The sequence below is a fragment of the Oceanicaulis sp. genome, assembly GCF_965284345.1.
GTDB lineage: Bacteria > Pseudomonadota > Alphaproteobacteria > Caulobacterales > Maricaulaceae > Oceanicaulis > Oceanicaulis alexandrii_A.
The window spans coordinates 2846089-2861259 of the sequence record NZ_OZ260073.1 but is presented as its reverse complement, the minus strand read 5'-3'; the positions used below and the strand labels follow the sequence as shown (position 1 = coordinate 2861259).

Sequence of the window (15171 nt, the reverse complement as noted above, 5' to 3'; positions counted from 1 at the left end):
AAGGCTTAGAGTCGGCCGTCAGCGGGGCCGTCACGGTCAGACTGCAACGCCTTGAGCATAGCGGTCTCATCCATTTCAGGCGCAGGCAAAGCCGGGGCGGCAGGCGCTTCGGTCTGCGGCACGCGCTCTTCAATACCGCCGTCTTCATCGTCAGACGGGATCACGCGCTGCAGGCCGGAGACCAGGCTTTCACCCAGCGTATCGAGATCGAGCTTTTCATCAGCGATCTCACGCAGGGCGACAACCGGGTTCTTGTCGTTGTCACGATCAAGGGTCAGCTCGGCGCCGGCAGAGATGTTCCGAGCGCGGTGCGCGGCCAGAAGAACCAGACGGAACCGGTTGTCGACCTTGTCAATGCAATCTTCGACGGTAACGCGAGCCATGCCGGGGCGCTCCTTGAATACGTAAAACTTGAAAGACTGCTGATAGCTTATGTGGCGCCACGCTTCAACCTGTGCGTCGCAGCATGAAGCACACCCCCCGCAGGGCGGCAGCCCTTGCGGTCATTCCAGCTCAGCCGACTGATCAGCGTGTCGATGAACGCCCCGCTGACCGGACAGCGCCAGTGTGGCGCAATTTCGCGCAGAGGCAAGAGCACGAAGGCGCGGTCATTGGCGCGCGGATGAGGCAGAGAGAGGCCATGCGCGGTCTTTGGCGCCTGAACCCTTGTTTTGAAATCAATCAGGTCAAGATCAAGGGTGCGCGGCGCATTGCGAACAGACCGAACGCGCCCGCAAACCGTTTCAACCTCGTGCAAGATCTGCATCAGGGTCGCCGGGTCTTCCCCCGCCCAGTCAATCCGGGCGACGGCGTTCAGAAAAGGCGGTTGAGACGGATCCGGCCAGGCTGGCGTACGCCAGGGCCGAGAGCAGGAAAGGATCGAAATCTCACGCTGGGATAGCAGTTGCAGCGCATGATGCAGGTTTTCAAACAGCGTGTGACGGCGATAAGGTCGATTGGCTCCCAGGGCGATAAATATGCCCCGCTGAGCCTCATTGAAACATAGAGATTGTTGGAAAGGCATAGACATGACCTTCTACCCGAACGAGAAGCTCGGTTTATTCATTGATGGCGCAAATTTGTATTCCGCCGCCAGAAACCTTGATTTTGACATTGATTACAAACGCCTGCTTGAAGAATTTCGCAAGCGCGGCCGTCTGATCCGGGCCAATTACTACACCGCTTTGATTGAAAGCGAAGAGTACACGCCCATCCGCCCTCTGATCGACTGGCTGGACTATAACGGCTTCAAGGTCATCACGAAGGCCGCCAAGGAATATACCGACGATTCAGGACGCCGCCGCATCAAGGGCGACATGGATGTGGACCTGGCCATCGATGTGATGGAAGCCGCTGATTACCTTGATCATATCGTGCTGTTTTCCGGCGATGGCGATTTCCGCAAAGTGGTCGAAGCCGTCCAGCGCAAGGGCGTTCGGGTCTCCGTCGTCTCGACGCTGAAGTCCTCTCCCCCCATGGCGGCCGACGATCTGCGCCGCCAGGCCGACACCTTCATCGAGCTTCGTGACCTGGGTCAGCTGGTCGGTCGTGAACGCCGCCAGCGCGAGTTTGACGACAGTGAAAACGGTGATGATGAATAGTCCGGTCCCGGCGGAGCCCGCGCCCGATTGCGCGCTGTGCCCGCGCCTGGTCAAATATCGGCTTGAAAACATCGCCGCTGAGCCAGACTGGTTCAACGGCGCCGTGCCCAGCTTTGGCGATGAGACCGCACGTCTTCTGATCGTCGGACTGGCGCCGGGCCGAGGCGGGGCCAACCGCACCGCGCGTCCCTTCACGGGCGACTGGGCGGGGGATCTGCTCTACCCGACGCTTGAGACGTTCGGCTTTTCAACGGGAGAGTTCGACCCCGACGGCGACGATGATCTGAAGCTCAAGGACGCCATGATCACCAACGCCGTGCGGTGCGTGCCGCCGCAGAACAAGCCCATCGGCGCGGAAATGAACACTTGCCGGCCGTTCCTGACGGCCCGGATCAAGGCCCTGCCCCGGCTTTCGACATTGATCTGCCTCGGGCGCGTCTCACACGAAAACACGGTCAAGGCGCTCGGCTATAAACAATCCGAGTTCACCTTCGGTCATGGCGCGCGTCATTATTTGGAAGGCCCGAACGGATCTCTGTCCCTGTTCGACAGCTATCATTGCTCGCGCTACAACACGAACACCGGACGACTGACCGAAGCCATGTTCCACAACGTGTTTCGCGCCGCGCGGGCTCATTTGGACGAAAGCTGAACGTCCCTAGCCGAAATTCTTCATGAGGCGCGATTTCTGGCGCTGCCAATCGCGTTCTTTCTTGGTCTCGCGCTTGTCCACGGTCTTCTTGCCCTTGGCGAGCGCGATCTGAAGCTTGGCGATGCCGCGTTCGTTGAAATACAGGCGCAAGGGCACGACCGTACGGCCGTCGCGCGCGACTGAGCCTGCGATCTTGTTGATCTCTTTTTTCTTCAGCAGCAATTTGCGACGGCGGCGCGGCGCATGGTTGAAGCGATTGCCATGATCATAGGGCGGGATATCGGCGTTAATCAGATAGATCTCGCTATCTTCCGGGCTGACATAGGATTCCGCGATATTGGCCTTGCCTGCGCGTAAAGACTTCACCTCGGTGCCCAAAAGCTGGATGCCGGCTTCAAACGTGTCTTCCAACTCATAGTCGAACCGGGCGCGCCGGTTGACCGCCACCAGACCGTTATCATCTTTGTTCTTGCTCATAGCAGACCACAGCTTTCCATCGCCGCGCGGACTTTCACCTTCACGGTGTCAGGGCACGCAACCAGCGGCAGACGCACCTCTTCATCACACAAGCCCAGAAGCGACAGCGCATATTTGCTCGGACCCGGGCTCGGCGCTGCGAACAACGCCTCATGCAAGGGCTGCAGGCGATCATTCATCGCGCGCGCTTCATCCCAGCGGCCTTCAAGGCAGGCGTTCTGGAACTGAGCGCACAAATCGGGCGCAACATTGGACGTCACAGAGATCGCGCCATGGCCGCCATGGGCGTTATAGCCCAGAGCCGACGCATCCTCACCCGACAGCTGGATGAAGTCATCGCCGATCACATTGCGATGCCGGGTGACGCGCTGGACGTCGCCCGTCGCATCCTTCACGCCAATGATATTGGGATGACGCGCCAGCTCCGCCATGGTCTCAACTGTTATATCGACGATGGACCGGCCCGGAATATTGTAGACGACGATCGGCAGGGCCACCGCGTCCGCGATGGCGGTGAAGTGGGCGATGATCCCGTCCTGAGACGGTTTGTTATAATACGGCGCGACCACCAGACCGGCGTCGGCCCCGATTTCTTTGGCGTGCTGCTGCAACTCAACCGTGGCCGCTGTCGCGTTCACCCCAACCCCTGCGATCACAGGAACCCGCCCGGCTGCAATCTCCACGCACAGCTCGACGCTGCGTAGCCGCTCGGCCTGGGTCAGGGTCGGCGTTTCCGCTGTGGTGCCAGCCGGAACAAGCCCAGCCGTTCCGGCCGCGATCTGACGCTCGATCAGGGCGGCGAAGGCTGTCTCGTCAACGGCGCCGTTCTTGAACGGGGTGACGAGCGCTGTCAGGGAGCCTTGGAACATGGGACGGACCTTCATCGGAACTTCAAATTCGGGCGCGGACCATACGCGCCGCACTGATTTGCGCCAAGTGCAGAGGACAATCATGGACAGCGGCTTGCACTTGGCTCACCCTGCCGGTTATCCGGCTCTTACATAGGACATACAGACGTGACCCTGGCCCGCGCCGCGCTGTTCCTGCTCGCCCTTTCCCTGTCGCCGTCGACCGCGACGGCCCAAACGCCTGAACCGCGGCTGAAACCGCCTGTGCCGAACCATTCGGTCTTGCTGTCAGACGCCGACTTCACGGCGTTCAGGCACGGCATGCGCGCCGCCGATGATGACGACTGGGATGATGTACGCGCCGCCATGATTACGCTGGAGAATCCGGTAGCGGATCATGTGCTGCTGTGGCGGATCGCGGTCAGCGACGCCCGTGCGCCGTTTTCAGACCTTGATCGCGCCATCGATGAGCTGGACGGCTGGCCACGTCATTGGTCCATCCTGCGCGAAGCGGAGTGGAAGATCGAGGATTCAGGGCTCAGCCCGGCCTTGATCGTCGCCTGGTTTGAAGATCGCGAACCGGTCACCGGCGAAGGCCGCATCGCCTTGGGCGAATCGCTGATCGCGCTGGGACGCGAGGATGAAGGCGCCGAGCAGATTCGCACCGCCTGGCGTACGCAGAGCCTGCGCCTGTCTAACCAACGTGATGTGCTGCGCGCGCATGGGGATGTGTTGACCGCTGAGGATCACACCGCCCGCGTCGACTATTTGCTCTGGGCGGGTCAACGCACCGCCGCCAGCCGCCTCTTGCCGGAGCTTTCTGCTGGCGAACGCCGCGTTGCGGAAGCGCGCATCCGGCTGGCCAGCCGCTCCAGCGGCGTGGATGGCGCGGTGTCCGCTGTCCCTGACTCGCTGAGCGACACGCCTGGCCTGGTGTATGAGCGCGCCCGCTGGCGTCGCCGCCGGGGCTTGGACACGTCTCTTGAGCTGCTGCTGGAATTGCCGGACAGCTATGACAATGACGCCGCGCTGGAATCTATGTGGACGGAGCGCAAACTCATGATCCTCGGTCTGATCCGGGATCGCGAATTCGAGACCGCTTATGAACTCGCCTCATCGAACGGCATGGAACGCGGTGTGGAATTCGCAGACGCCGAGTTTCTGGCCGGCTGGCTGGCGCTGACCAAACTGGATCAGCCAGGTGTCGCCTTCGCCCATTTTGAACGTCTCGAAGACGGCGTCACCACGCCGGTCTCCACCTCGCGCGCGCTGTATTGGCAGGGCCGCGCAGCGGAAGCCTCCGGCGAACTGGAGCTGGCCTCAGACCGTTTCACCGCTGCGGCCGGCTACCCCACAGCCTATTACGGTCAGCTCGCCATCCTCGCGCTCGGGCCTGAAGCCGCGGAGCTTGATCTGCCGCCCGATCCCGATCCCAGCGAAGAGGCCCGCGCCGCCTTCAACGCCCGGCCTGAAATTCAGGCCCTGAGGCTGCTGGCGGAAGTGGATGCGGATTATCTGTTCCGTGTCTTCATGTATCATTTCGACGACGAAATGCAGACGCCTGAGGAACAGGCGATGATCACAGACATCGCGCTGGAATACTTCCAGATTCGCCAGGCCGTGCGGGCCGCCAAGGCCGGGCGTCTTCAAGGCATGATCCTGGCCGAGCGCGCCTATCCCATGATCGATCTGCCAGACGCCGCGCCCAGGGCGCCTGAAATCGCCTTGACCTATTCTGTTATCCGTCAGGAGACCGAGTTTGACCCTCAGGCCGTCTCTGGCGCCGGCGCCCGCGGCCTGATGCAAATGATGCCCGCCACCGCGCGCCAGACCGCGCGTCAGTTGGACATGCCCTATAATTTCCAATGGCTGACAGATGATCCCGACTACAACCTGACCCTGGGCATGGCCCATCTTGAGGAAGTGGTCACAGATTACGAAGGCTCGCTGGTGATGGCGCTCGCCGCCTATAACGCCGGCGGACACCGGGTGCGCCGCTGGGTGAACAATTACGGCGATCCGCGCACCGATGACATCGACCCGATCGACTGGGTGGAGTCCATTCCGTTCTCGGAGACGCGCAATTATGTTCAGCGCATCATCGAGAACCTGCAGGTTTACCGCGCGCGCCTGAACAATGGCGAAGCGACGCCGCTCAACATCACCCAGGATCTGTCCGGACAGTTCTCACGCGACCTTCCGGCGCTGCCCGATGATTTCGTCGCCGCTTTGCGGGAAGCTCAGGCTCTTGAGAGCGCGCTGGAAGACGAGGCGGACGCCGCCGCCCCGGATGCTCCGGTCCTGATCGACCCGAATGAAGAGCCAGAAGGCGGCGCCGAGGGCCGTTAGATCTAGCTGGACAGCGCGTGTTGAAAGACGGCGCTGTCCACATTGCCGCCCGTCAGCACCACGACTGTGGTCTTGCCCTTCGCGTCGATCTTGCCGGACAGGAGCGCCGCCAAGGCCGCCGCCCCGCCCGGCTCAAGCACGAGTTTCAGTGTTTCAAATCCGAAGCGCACCGCCTGCAGCGCTTCCAGATCACTGACCACGCCAACGCCTGCGAGGCGCGGCTGGTTGATGGCGAAGGTCAGTTCGCCAGGCGTTTCGGTCAGAAGCGCATCACACAAGGATCCCGCTTTGCGGACATTCTCGACCTTGTGGCCGCTGGCCAGAGATCGGGCGTGATCATCAAACTCTTCCGGCTCCGCGCCATAAATTGCGGTGTCGGGCGACAGCGCGTGCGCCGCCAGGTTGATGCCGGCGATCAGGCCGCCGCCGCCGACGCAGCAAATCAGCTGATCGGCCTGAACCCCGTCAGCCTTGAGCGTTTCAAAGATTTCCAGCCCGCAAGTCCCCTGCCCGGCGATCACGTCAGGATGATCATAAGAGGGGATCAAGGCCGCACCGCTTGTCTCACATAACGCTAGAGCGATCTCTTCGCGGCTTTCGGTGGCCCGGTCATAGGCGCGGATCTCGGCGCCGCGCGCCAGAACGCCCGCTTTTTTCACTTCCGGCGCATCTTCGGGCATCACAATGATCGCCTTGATCCCCAGAATACGCGCCGCCTCGGCCACGCCCTGGGCGTGATTGCCGGACGAGAACGCGACGACACCTTTGCGCGCTTGCGATTCGCTGAGTTTAGACAGGGCGTTAAAGGCGCCCCGGAATTTGAAAGTGCCAGTGCGCTGCAAGCATTCCGCTTTTAAAAAAATTCGTCCGCCCACATGGTCATCCAACGCCGCATTGGTCAGCAAGGGCGTGCGGACCGCCTGATCTTTCAAGCGTGCGGCGGCTGCACGGACATCATCAAAGTCAGGAAGTGAAGACGTCATGGCTGCAAAGCCTTTCGAACTTTTGTGCGGCTGCAAGAAACTGGTGCGAAAGGGATTGCGTACTGCGCTTCCGGGCCTTTTGATAGGCGTAACAACAAAACGAACCAGCGCTTAGCTCGGCTGAGCGTCAGGTTACAGGGGAGGACTGAGCCTTGCTACGCGGTCAGATGATGAACCGTCCGCTCATGATTGCGGACATTTTACACCATGCAGCTCTCAACCATGGCCAGCGCGAAATCGTATCGCGCCTGCCCGATACGGGCGAAATTCACCGCTATGGCTATGCCGATTGCTATAAGCGCACCCAACAGCTCGCCAATGTCCTGACAGGACCGCTGAAGGTGAAACCCGGCGACCGGATCACCACAATCGCCTGGAACACGCATCGCCATATGGAGCTGTATTACGCTGTGTCCGGCGTTGGCGCGGTGATCCACACCGCCAATCCGCGGCTCAGCCCCGAACAGCTCGCCTGGATCATTGATCACGCCAAGGCCAAGCACGTTTTCTTTGACGTGACCTTCGCGCCGCTGGTGGATGCGGTGGCCAAGCATTGCAAGACGGTCAAGCGCTGGATCGCCATGACCGGCGAAGCCACCAAGCCGCAGACCAAGACCAAGGTCGACGTCTACGAGACCCTGCTTGCGAACGCGCATGACGAGTATGATTTCCCCGAGTTCGACGAGAACTCTGCTGCAGGGCTTTGCTATACCTCCGGCACCACGGGCGATCCCAAGGGCGCGCTCTATTCACACCGCTCCACGGTGCTGCACGCCATGGCCTGCTGCAGCGTGGACGCGATCGGCGTCGGCGCGGACGGGGTGGTGATGCCAGTGGTGCCCATGTTCCACGTCAACGCCTGGGGGGTGCCTTACGCCGCCGCCATGGCGGGCGCGAAACTGGTCATGCCGGGCGCGCAACTCGATGGTGAAAGCCTGCAAAGCCTGATCGAAGGTGAAGCGGTGAACCAGGTTCTGGGCGTGCCCACCGTCTGGCTGGGCCTGCTTCAGTATCTGCGCGACAGCGGCAAGCGGATCGATTGCGTCCAGAAAGTGCTGATGGGCGGCTCGGCCATGCCTGAAGCGCTGATGCGCGCTTATCAGGACGAGTATGACGTGGAGATGCAGCAAGGCTGGGGCATGACCGAGATGAGCCCGCTGGGCACGGTCGGCAAACTCCTGCCCAAGCATGAAGACCTGACCGAGGACGAGAAGGTCGGCGTCAAGCTCAAACAAGGCCGCCTGCTGTTCGGCGTGGACATGCGAACCGTGGATGATGACGGCAATGTGCTGCCGCGCGACGGCCAGTCCGCGGGCCATATCCATGTGCGCGGCCCCTGGATCATCGACAGCTATTATCGCGGCGCAGGCCCTGACAGCTTTACAGACGACGGCTGGTTCAAGACCGGCGATGTGGGTCATATCGACCAGGACGGTTATATGACCATCACGGACCGCTCCAAGGACGTCATCAAGTCCGGCGGCGAATGGGTCAGCTCCATCGATCTGGAAAACGCCGCCATGGGCCATCCGGATGTAGCCATGGCCGCAGCCGTGGGCATGCCCCACCCCAAATGGCAGGAGCGCCCGCTGCTGATCGTTCAGCCCAAACCCAACACCACGCCGACGCCGGATTCCATTCGCGAGTATCTGTCGACGCGGGTTCCAAAATGGTGGCTGCCAGACGGCATCGAATTCATCGACGAAATGCCGATCGGCGCCACGGGCAAGATCCTCAAAACCAAGCTGCGCGAGATGTTCAAGGACTACACCTTCCCTGAATAGCCGCTCACGCATGACTGACACGGACAAAACCCCGGTGCGCTGCATCGGGGTTTTTTCTGGCCAACCTTACAGGATCGTCACTTGCAGAATGCGGCCCCCCTCCCCACATTTATCGACAAACAATAAGGAGGTTGGTCATGGACGTAATGATTCTGCTGGCGGTGCTGCATTTCCTGCCCACGCTGATCGCGCTGGTGCGCGGTCACCATAATGGTTTTGCGATTTTCCTGACCAATCTGTTGCTCGGTTGGACCGTCATCGGCTGGCTGATCGCTCTGATCTGGTCCTGCACAGCAGTGGAGCGACGAATTCGGGCCTAGTCACGCCTTGTGAACCAAGCGTTTACCCATCACTGGCTACCCGTATGAATTACTTCATATGGGGAAAAGATATGCTGAGTTTTGGACGCAAGGCCGTTTCATCCGACATGGCCGAGACTGTCGTCTCAACAGACACATTCACAGAGACGCAGGACCTGTCCAGCCAGCTCGCCGCGGCGGTCGCCGCCATCAAAACGGGGCAAAAGCCAGAGCTCAGCGCCTTGCCGCGCGACGTCGCTGAGGCTCTGTCTGACCTGCATCAGGAGTTGACCCGCCGCAATTCCGCTGAGCTTGAGCGGACGGTCAACGCCTCCATGCAGAACTCCAACGCCATGGCTGCGGTGTCGCGCGCCACCGGCGAAGTGCGGAAAATGGATAAGCACGCCAAAGGCATGTCCAGCGCGGTGGAAGAGCTGGATTTTTCGATCCATGAAATCAACAAGCTCGCCAGCCGGGGCGCGGACTCACTGGGCGCATGCGTTGAGCAATCCCAATCCGGTCTGGAAGCGGTGCGGCTGACGCGCTCGGAAAGCGAACAGCTGGGCGGCGCTTTTGAAACCATTACGGGTCGGGTCACCGATCTGGAGCAGGCGTCACGGCAGATCGCCGAGATCGTGGACACGATCGCCGCCATCGCCGACCAGACCAATTTGCTGGCGCTCAACGCCACGATCGAAGCCGCACGGGCCGGAGAAGCAGGCAAAGGCTTCGCCGTGGTGGCTGGCGAGGTCAAGGCGCTGTCCGGTCAGACCGCCAAGGCGACCGAAGACATCCGCCTGCGCATGGAGCATCTGCAGCGTCAGGTGACGGCCATCACCGAGGCGGTGTCGCACTCGTCAAACTCCATCCATGCCGGCATCGACGCCGCCAACTCGTCCGAACAAGCCGTCAACTCGGTGACGGACAGGGTTCGCGAAAGCGCCCAGATCGTCTCTGACATCGCGCGCCTGATCGAGGAACAGTCCAACGCCACAACTGAGCTGTCACAATCTGTGACCCAAATCGCAGACGGCGCCACCAAGGCGCGCGAGCGGGTCGAGAATGTGGTTGAGGCCAGCGCCGGAACTGAATCCACCATCGGTCAAACGCTCAGCGCCTTGAGCGAACGCAATATCGAGAACTTTGTTCTGCATTGCGCGAAATCTGACCATTTGCTGTGGAAGAAGCGTCTCAACAGCATGCTGGTGGGGGCGACCAAGCTGTCTGAAAGCGAGCTGTCCGATCACCGGTCCTGCCGCTTGGGCAAATGGTATGAAAAGGCCCGCAGCCAGTATGGCTCCATCCCGGCCTTTGTTGAGATTGAAGCGCCGCATGCCCGCACGCATGAATGCGGCAAACGCGCCGCCCGTCTCTGCGCACAAGGCGATCTCGACGGCGCGGAAGCCGCGGTTGAAGAGATGGAAGCCGCGTCAGACGATGTGCTGACCGCGCTGGACCGACTGATGTCGCATCTCAGCAAGGCCTAGACATGACAACGCGCCAGCAGGGACGTACCCCGCTGGCGCGTCATTCAGGCCTCAGCGAAAATCGCTGATCTCGGAGAGCGCTTTCTTTTCCAGCGCATGAAGCGGCACCTGAGCGCCCTCGGTCGGATAGCCGCAGACCACAAGCATCATCGGCTTCTCAGACGCCGGGCGTTCGCAGATTTCCGTCAGGAACCCCATAGGGTTGGGCGTGTGGGTCAGGGTGGCGAGCCCGGCCTGGTGCAGGCTGGCGATCAACAGGCCGCAGGCGATGCCGACGCTTTCAGAGACATAATAATTCTTCCGGTCATCGCCCGGTTTCGGCCCGCCGCGGCGCTGCGCGAAGACAGCAATGATCCAGGGCGCGGTTTCCAGAAACGGCTTGCTGGCGTCTGTACCCAAAGGCTCTAACGCTTCGAGCCATTCCGCGCTGGCCTTGCCCTCGTAAAAGGCGCGCTCTTCCGCTTCCGCGGCCTCACGAAGCTGGGTGCGCAACTTCCCCTGCCCCAGAACCGTGAAATGCCAGGGCTGGTGGTTGGCGCCATTGGGCGCGGTGCCGGCCGTCAGGATCGCCGTCTCGATAATCTCGCGCGGCACGGCACGGTCAGAGAAATCACGCACCGTGCGCCGCTGACGCATGGTCTCATAAAACGCGGACGCGCGCGCACGCATTTCCGCTTCGGGCAGTTTGGTGAATTCAAGAGGCAGCGTGTCCATCATTGACCCAGCCACAAAATTATACACAGACCAAAGAACAGAACTCCAAACCACAAAAAAAGCATAGCGATAACAATAGAGGCAACTTTTAAATCACGAACCCAGCCCCCCGTTATCTCGCCAACGAGCACCTTCTCCCCTATATTTTTCGCATAACTGTTTAATCTGTAAAAAATGAGATCAGAGACGGTTGCAAACCCCAAAATATAGGCAAGAGCCAGTAGGGAAATATCACGCCATAGAAACGCCCAGGCCAACAGACACCCTGCGCTCACCAGTGTTCCCGCTACCAAAGTAAGAGATTGCTTGGATATCACACCTCAGTCCAATCGAGGATCACCTTGCCCGCCTTGCCAGAGCGCATGGCGTCAAAGCCGCTTTGAAACTCGGTCGCCGGCAGGCGGTGGGTGATCAGCTGGCTGACATCGAGGCCGGACTGCAGCATGGCCAGCATTTTGTGCCAGGTCTCAAACATTTCCCGGCCATAGATCCCCTTGAAGGTGATCGCCCGCATGATCAGGCTGCCCATGTCGAGAGTGAAGGGTTTGCCCGGCAGGCCCAGCATGGCGATCTTGCCGCCCATCACCATGTTCTCGACCATCTGGTTGAAGGCGGGCTCGGCGCCTGACATCTCAAGGCCCACATCAAAGCCTTCGGTCATCTTCAGGCGCGCGCGAACGTCCTTGAGGTCATCTTTCGTGGTGTTCACCGGCACGGCGGTGGGGCAGACCTTTTCCAACAGCGCCAGGCGATCGGGATTGATGTCGGTCACCGCGATATGACGCGCGCCGCAATGACGCGCGACGGCGGCGGCCATGATGCCGATGGGCCCCGCGCCGGTGATCAGAACGTCTTCGCCCACCAGATCAAAGGCCGTGGCGGTGTGAACGGCGTTGCCCAGCGGGTCGAGGAACGCCGCCTGCTCCATGGAGACTTCGTCGGGCAGCGGCACGGCGTTGAACGCCGGAATCACCAGATATTCCGCGAACGCGCCGGGCATGTTCACGCCCACGCCCTTGGTGTCGGGATCGAGATGGAAGCGCCCCGCGCGTACGGCACGCGATTTCTCGCCCACCACATGGCCTTCGCCGGACACGCGCATGCCAGGGCTAACGCGATGCACGTCAGATCCGACTGCCTCGATCACGCCGCCGAATTCATGACCCACCACCATGGGCACGGGCACGTTTTTTTGCGCCCAGGAGTCCCAGTTATAGATATGCACGTCGGTGCCGCAGATGGCGGTGTTGTGCACGCGGATCAGGACGTCATCCGGCCCGATCTCGGGCTTGTCGACATCTTGCAACCACAGGCCTTCTTCGGCTTTGGCTTTGACCAGGGCTTTCATAGGCGGCTCCCGCATTTAGCGACAGAATAATGGCTCGGTTTGACCATGACCGCACAAGAATGGGAAGGGGCTGCGGCAGCCCCTAGCCTTCTACGCCAGCCACCGGCGGCGGTATGATGCGCGCCAGCGGACCCGTGATGGGAAACGGCGCGGTCAGGATGCGGCGCACCGGCGTCCACGCCACCCCCAACAAGACCACGACGCCGCCCAGCATCAACAGCGTGATCGCCGCCACACCCGCCGCATCCAGTCCCAGCTGGTTGACCACGACGCCCATGGCGATCCCAGCGGTAATCAGCCCCGACACGATCAGCGCCCGACGATTGATCAACAACGAGACCAGTGCAAAGGCGCCAATGACAATCAGGGTTACAACCGCGCTACGCAGCGCTGCAGCGTCATCACCGGCGACGAGCCCCGCCATCATGCCAGCCTCGTTGAAGTCCTCAAGCGATACGCTCCAGCCCGTATTCACGATGGTGATCGCCGCGCCCAGAAGGGTTGGCGCAGCAAAAAAGTGCAGCCAGAACCCGGTGCCTGACAATCGTGTCTGGCGCGCGGGGTCGCGAGCATCGAAAATTATGCCCGCCAGGAACAGCGCCAGCCCGGTTGCAAGGCTGACCACGGGATTGAAAACAATCACGGTATAGGGATCGATAATCAGGGCGATTACGACCGCCAGAGAGGTGAGCGCCACTCCCAGAAGACCACCGGCAAAGGGTAGTCGAAAACTGACATAGTAAGCCGCCACCGGAACCGTAAAGGCCAGGGCCAACGCCACCGGCCAGGTCCGGATGGAGAGTGGCATGTCCGCCAAAGCGGCGGAAATTTCGGCGCGCGACAGTTCGCCCATGCCTTCAAATCCGGCAAATGCCTGCTCAAAACCCGCCTCGCCGACCACACCGACCACTAAACGCGAATAGAGCCAGGCAAGGACGAATCCCAGGCAGCCCACCGCCGCAAGTGAGAGGAAAATCCCTGGCAGGATCCGGCGCTGCTTGCCCACCAGGATAGCCGATAGCCCCCAGGCGATCAGACCGATGCCGCCCACCAGTCCCAGCAGCACCGCCTCAGCGGCCAGACTGTTAGAGGCGAGATCAAGCGCGCTGTAGAGCTGGCCGGCGCCCAGGCCAAGCCCGGCGAACAGGATAAAGACGCCGATCGTGGTGAAGATGTCATGGAAATTGTTGAGAAACGGCAGCATCTCGTCGCCCGGCCGGGCGCTAGAAGCGCCTTGCACGGTGAAATCATTCATGGTCGCGTCGGTCATGGCGTCCCCCTTGCCTGATCGAGACAGGGTTGGAGCTTCGCACACTCAAATGGAGAGCGCATCCGCGAAATGATCGACACAGAAGCATGAGCCGCTCCTCAGTACCCCCACGCCAGTGGACGACCTTGGAACCCGGCCTGTCAGATCACCCCCAGCTCCTTGCCAACCTTGGTGAAGGCGGCGACGGCGCGGTCAATCATTTCAGGCGTATGCGCAGCGCTCATCTGGGTGCGGATGCGGGCCTTGCCCTTGGGGACGACCGGATAGAAGAAGCCGATCACATAGACGCCCTCCTCCATCAGCTTGTCGGCCATTTGCTGGCTCAGGGCGGCGTCGCCCAGCATCACCGGAATGATCGGGTGCTCGCCCGGCAAAAGATCAAAGCCGGCGTCTGTCATGCCGGTGCGGAAGCGTTTGGCGTTGTCAAACAGCCGGGCGCGCAGATCATCGCCCTCGCGCACCATTTCCAGCGCTTTCAGGCTGGCGCCCGCAATGGCCGGGGCGAGCGAGTTGGAGAACAGATACGGGCGTGAGCGCTGGCGCAGAATGTCGATGACCGGCTTTTTAGCGGCGGTGAACCCGCCCATGGCGCCACCGAGCGCCTTGCCCAGCGTGCCGGTGATGATGTCGATACGGCCCATGACGCCGCAATGCTCGTGTGTGCCGCGTCCCTTTGCGCCCATGAAGCCATGGGAATGGCAATCATCCACCATGGTCAGCGCGTCATACTTGTCGGCCAGATCACAGATGGATTTGAGATCGGCGATATAGCCATCCATCGAGAACACGCCGTCAGTGACGATCATAATGGTGCGCGCGCCATCCTTGCGGGCCTGTTTGAGCTGGGCTTCCAGATCATTCATGTCCGAATTGGCGTAGCGATAGCGCTTGGCCTTGCACAGGCGCACGCCGTCAATGATCGAGGCGTGGTTCAGCGCATCGGAAATGATCGCGTCTTCCGGGCCCAGAAGCGGCTCGAACAGGCCGCCATTGGCGTCAAACGCCGCCGCATAGAGAATGGAGTCTTCATGGCCGGTGAAGTCGGCGATGGCCGCTTCCAGCTGTTTGTGGACTTCCTGAGCGCCACAGATGAAGCGCACGGAAGCGACGCCAAAGCCATACCGGTCGAGCGCCGTCTTGGCGGCGTCGATCAGCTCGGGCCGGTTCGCCAGGCCGAGATAATTGTTGGCGCAGAAATTCAGCACATGACGCTCTGCCCCGTCGGTCCCGCGCACGTCGATCTCTGAATACTGCTGCGACGTGATAGTGCGTTCGCGCTTGTAGAGCCCGTCCGCATCGATCTCGGCGAGGGTTTCGGTCAGGCGGTCATAAAAGCTCTGGGACATGGGGTGGACTCCC

The 15171-nt window shown here is 61.1% G+C and carries 15 protein-coding genes; 6 read left to right on the top strand and 9 right to left on the bottom strand.

The features are described from left to right. Positions 1–5: 5 nt before the first annotated feature. Both rpoZ and folK read right to left on the bottom strand, forming a co-directional pair. On the bottom strand, positions 6–383 hold the full coding sequence (rpoZ, locus tag ACQ66J_RS13860; RefSeq protein ID WP_022702173.1) for a DNA-directed RNA polymerase subunit omega: 378 nt from the start codon (positions 381–383) through the stop codon (positions 6–8). A 47-nt stretch (positions 384–430) separates the two neighbouring features. Next, positions 431–1030, bottom strand: a complete 600-nt coding sequence (gene folK / locus ACQ66J_RS13855; RefSeq protein WP_430432091.1) for a 2-amino-4-hydroxy-6-hydroxymethyldihydropteridine diphosphokinase — start codon at positions 1028–1030, stop codon at positions 431–433. Here folK and ACQ66J_RS13850 point away from each other — a divergent pair. Both ACQ66J_RS13850 and ACQ66J_RS13845 read left to right on the top strand, forming a co-directional pair. Beyond that, a complete protein-coding gene (locus ACQ66J_RS13850; protein WP_022702171.1) occupies positions 1029–1601 on the top strand; it encodes an NYN domain-containing protein in 573 nt (190 codons plus the stop codon). The genes folK and ACQ66J_RS13850 overlap by 2 nt on opposite strands. Continuing rightward, positions 1591–2253 carry a uracil-DNA glycosylase gene (locus ACQ66J_RS13845; protein WP_430432090.1) on the top strand — a complete coding sequence of 221 codons (663 nt, stop codon included), beginning with the start codon at positions 1591–1593 and terminating at the stop codon, positions 2251–2253. Before ACQ66J_RS13850 ends, ACQ66J_RS13845 begins: the two co-directional genes overlap by 11 nt. 6 nt (positions 2254–2259) lie before the next feature. On the opposite strand, the gene smpB is transcribed toward ACQ66J_RS13845, so the two are convergent. Together smpB and dapA are read right to left on the bottom strand one after the other, a co-directional pair. Beyond that, positions 2260–2730 (bottom strand): SsrA-binding protein SmpB, encoded by a 471-nt coding sequence (smpB, locus tag ACQ66J_RS13840; RefSeq protein ID WP_375549152.1) that lies wholly within the window; start codon positions 2728–2730, stop codon positions 2260–2262. Further along, positions 2727–3599: a 4-hydroxy-tetrahydrodipicolinate synthase gene (gene dapA, locus ACQ66J_RS13835; protein ID WP_430432089.1), complete on the bottom strand. Its 873-nt coding sequence runs from the start codon at positions 3597–3599 to the stop codon at positions 2727–2729. The genes smpB and dapA overlap by 4 nt, the downstream gene beginning before the upstream one ends. A 147-nt stretch (positions 3600–3746) precedes the next feature. On the opposite strand from dapA, the gene ACQ66J_RS13830 reads away from it, so the two are divergent. Beyond that, positions 3747–5927: a lytic transglycosylase domain-containing protein gene (locus tag ACQ66J_RS13830; protein ID WP_430432088.1), complete on the top strand. Its 2181-nt coding sequence runs from the start codon at positions 3747–3749 to the stop codon at positions 5925–5927. A gap of 2 nt (positions 5928–5929) precedes the next feature. Here the strand turns inward: ACQ66J_RS13830 and ACQ66J_RS13825 are convergent, their stop codons facing one another. After that, entirely contained in the window at positions 5930–6910 is a 981-nt protein-coding gene (locus tag ACQ66J_RS13825) for a threonine ammonia-lyase (protein WP_375549155.1), read from the bottom strand. Positions 6911–7077: 167 nt separating this feature from the next. On the opposite strand from ACQ66J_RS13825, the gene ACQ66J_RS13820 reads away from it, so the two are divergent. From ACQ66J_RS13820 to ACQ66J_RS13810, 3 genes are all read left to right on the top strand, one after another. Next, complete coding sequence (locus tag ACQ66J_RS13820; RefSeq protein ID WP_430432260.1) at positions 7078–8694, top strand: long-chain-fatty-acid--CoA ligase; 1617 nt, start codon at positions 7078–7080, stop codon at positions 8692–8694. A 137-nt stretch (positions 8695–8831) separates the two neighbouring features. Further along, a complete protein-coding gene (locus ACQ66J_RS13815) occupies positions 8832–9014 on the top strand; it encodes a superinfection immunity protein (RefSeq protein ID WP_430432087.1) in 183 nt (60 codons plus the stop codon). A 71-nt stretch (positions 9015–9085) separates the two neighbouring features. Then, positions 9086–10480, top strand: a complete 1395-nt coding sequence (locus ACQ66J_RS13810; RefSeq protein ID WP_430432086.1) for a methyl-accepting chemotaxis protein — start codon at positions 9086–9088, stop codon at positions 10478–10480. 51 nt (positions 10481–10531) lie between these two features. Here the strand turns inward: ACQ66J_RS13810 and ACQ66J_RS13805 are convergent, their stop codons facing one another. From ACQ66J_RS13805 to ACQ66J_RS13790, 4 genes are all read right to left on the bottom strand, one after another. Next, a complete protein-coding gene (locus ACQ66J_RS13805) occupies positions 10532–11197 on the bottom strand; it encodes a nitroreductase family protein (protein WP_430432085.1) in 666 nt (221 codons plus the stop codon). Between the two features lie 310 nt (positions 11198–11507). Beyond that, a complete protein-coding gene (tdh, locus tag ACQ66J_RS13800) occupies positions 11508–12542 on the bottom strand; it encodes an L-threonine 3-dehydrogenase (protein ID WP_430432084.1) in 1035 nt (344 codons plus the stop codon). Positions 12543–12624: 82 nt separating this feature from the next. Beyond that, positions 12625–13812 carry a hypothetical protein gene (locus ACQ66J_RS13795; RefSeq protein ID WP_430432083.1) on the bottom strand — a complete coding sequence of 396 codons (1188 nt, stop codon included), beginning with the start codon at positions 13810–13812 and terminating at the stop codon, positions 12625–12627. A gap of 140 nt (positions 13813–13952) precedes the next feature. Continuing rightward, on the bottom strand, positions 13953–15158 hold the full coding sequence (locus ACQ66J_RS13790) for a glycine C-acetyltransferase (protein WP_430432082.1): 1206 nt from the start codon (positions 15156–15158) through the stop codon (positions 13953–13955). Positions 15159–15171: the final 13 nt, after the last annotated feature.

Excerpts from the sequence above, each read along its gene's own strand:
- rpoZ (WP_022702173.1), bottom strand. The coding sequence starts at position 383 with ATGGCTCGCGTTACCGTCGAAGATTGCATTGACAAGGTCGACAACCGG.
- ACQ66J_RS13850 (WP_022702171.1), top strand. The coding sequence starts at position 1,029 with ATGACCTTCTACCCGAACGAGAAGCTCGGTTTATTCATTGATGGCGCA.
- folK (WP_430432091.1), bottom strand. The coding sequence starts at position 1,030 with ATGTCTATGCCTTTCCAACAATCTCTATGTTTCAATGAGGCTCAGCGG.
- ACQ66J_RS13845 (WP_430432090.1), top strand. The coding sequence starts at position 1,591 with ATGATGAATAGTCCGGTCCCGGCGGAGCCCGCGCCCGATTGCGCGCTG.
- smpB (WP_375549152.1), bottom strand. The coding sequence starts at position 2,730 with ATGAGCAAGAACAAAGATGATAACGGTCTGGTGGCGGTCAACCGGCGC.
- dapA (WP_430432089.1), bottom strand. The coding sequence starts at position 3,599 with ATGTTCCAAGGCTCCCTGACAGCGCTCGTCACCCCGTTCAAGAACGGC.
- ACQ66J_RS13825 (WP_375549155.1), bottom strand. The coding sequence starts at position 6,910 with ATGACGTCTTCACTTCCTGACTTTGATGATGTCCGTGCAGCCGCCGCA.
- ACQ66J_RS13820 (WP_430432260.1), top strand. The coding sequence starts at position 7,078 with ATGATGAACCGTCCGCTCATGATTGCGGACATTTTACACCATGCAGCT.
- ACQ66J_RS13815 (WP_430432087.1), top strand. The coding sequence starts at position 8,832 with ATGGACGTAATGATTCTGCTGGCGGTGCTGCATTTCCTGCCCACGCTG.
- ACQ66J_RS13810 (WP_430432086.1), top strand. The coding sequence starts at position 9,086 with ATGCTGAGTTTTGGACGCAAGGCCGTTTCATCCGACATGGCCGAGACT.
- ACQ66J_RS13805 (WP_430432085.1), bottom strand. The coding sequence starts at position 11,197 with ATGATGGACACGCTGCCTCTTGAATTCACCAAACTGCCCGAAGCGGAA.
- tdh (WP_430432084.1), bottom strand. The coding sequence starts at position 12,542 with ATGAAAGCCCTGGTCAAAGCCAAAGCCGAAGAAGGCCTGTGGTTGCAA.
- ACQ66J_RS13795 (WP_430432083.1), bottom strand. The coding sequence starts at position 13,812 with ATGACCGACGCGACCATGAATGATTTCACCGTGCAAGGCGCTTCTAGC.
- ACQ66J_RS13790 (WP_430432082.1), bottom strand. The coding sequence starts at position 15,158 with ATGTCCCAGAGCTTTTATGACCGCCTGACCGAAACCCTCGCCGAGATC.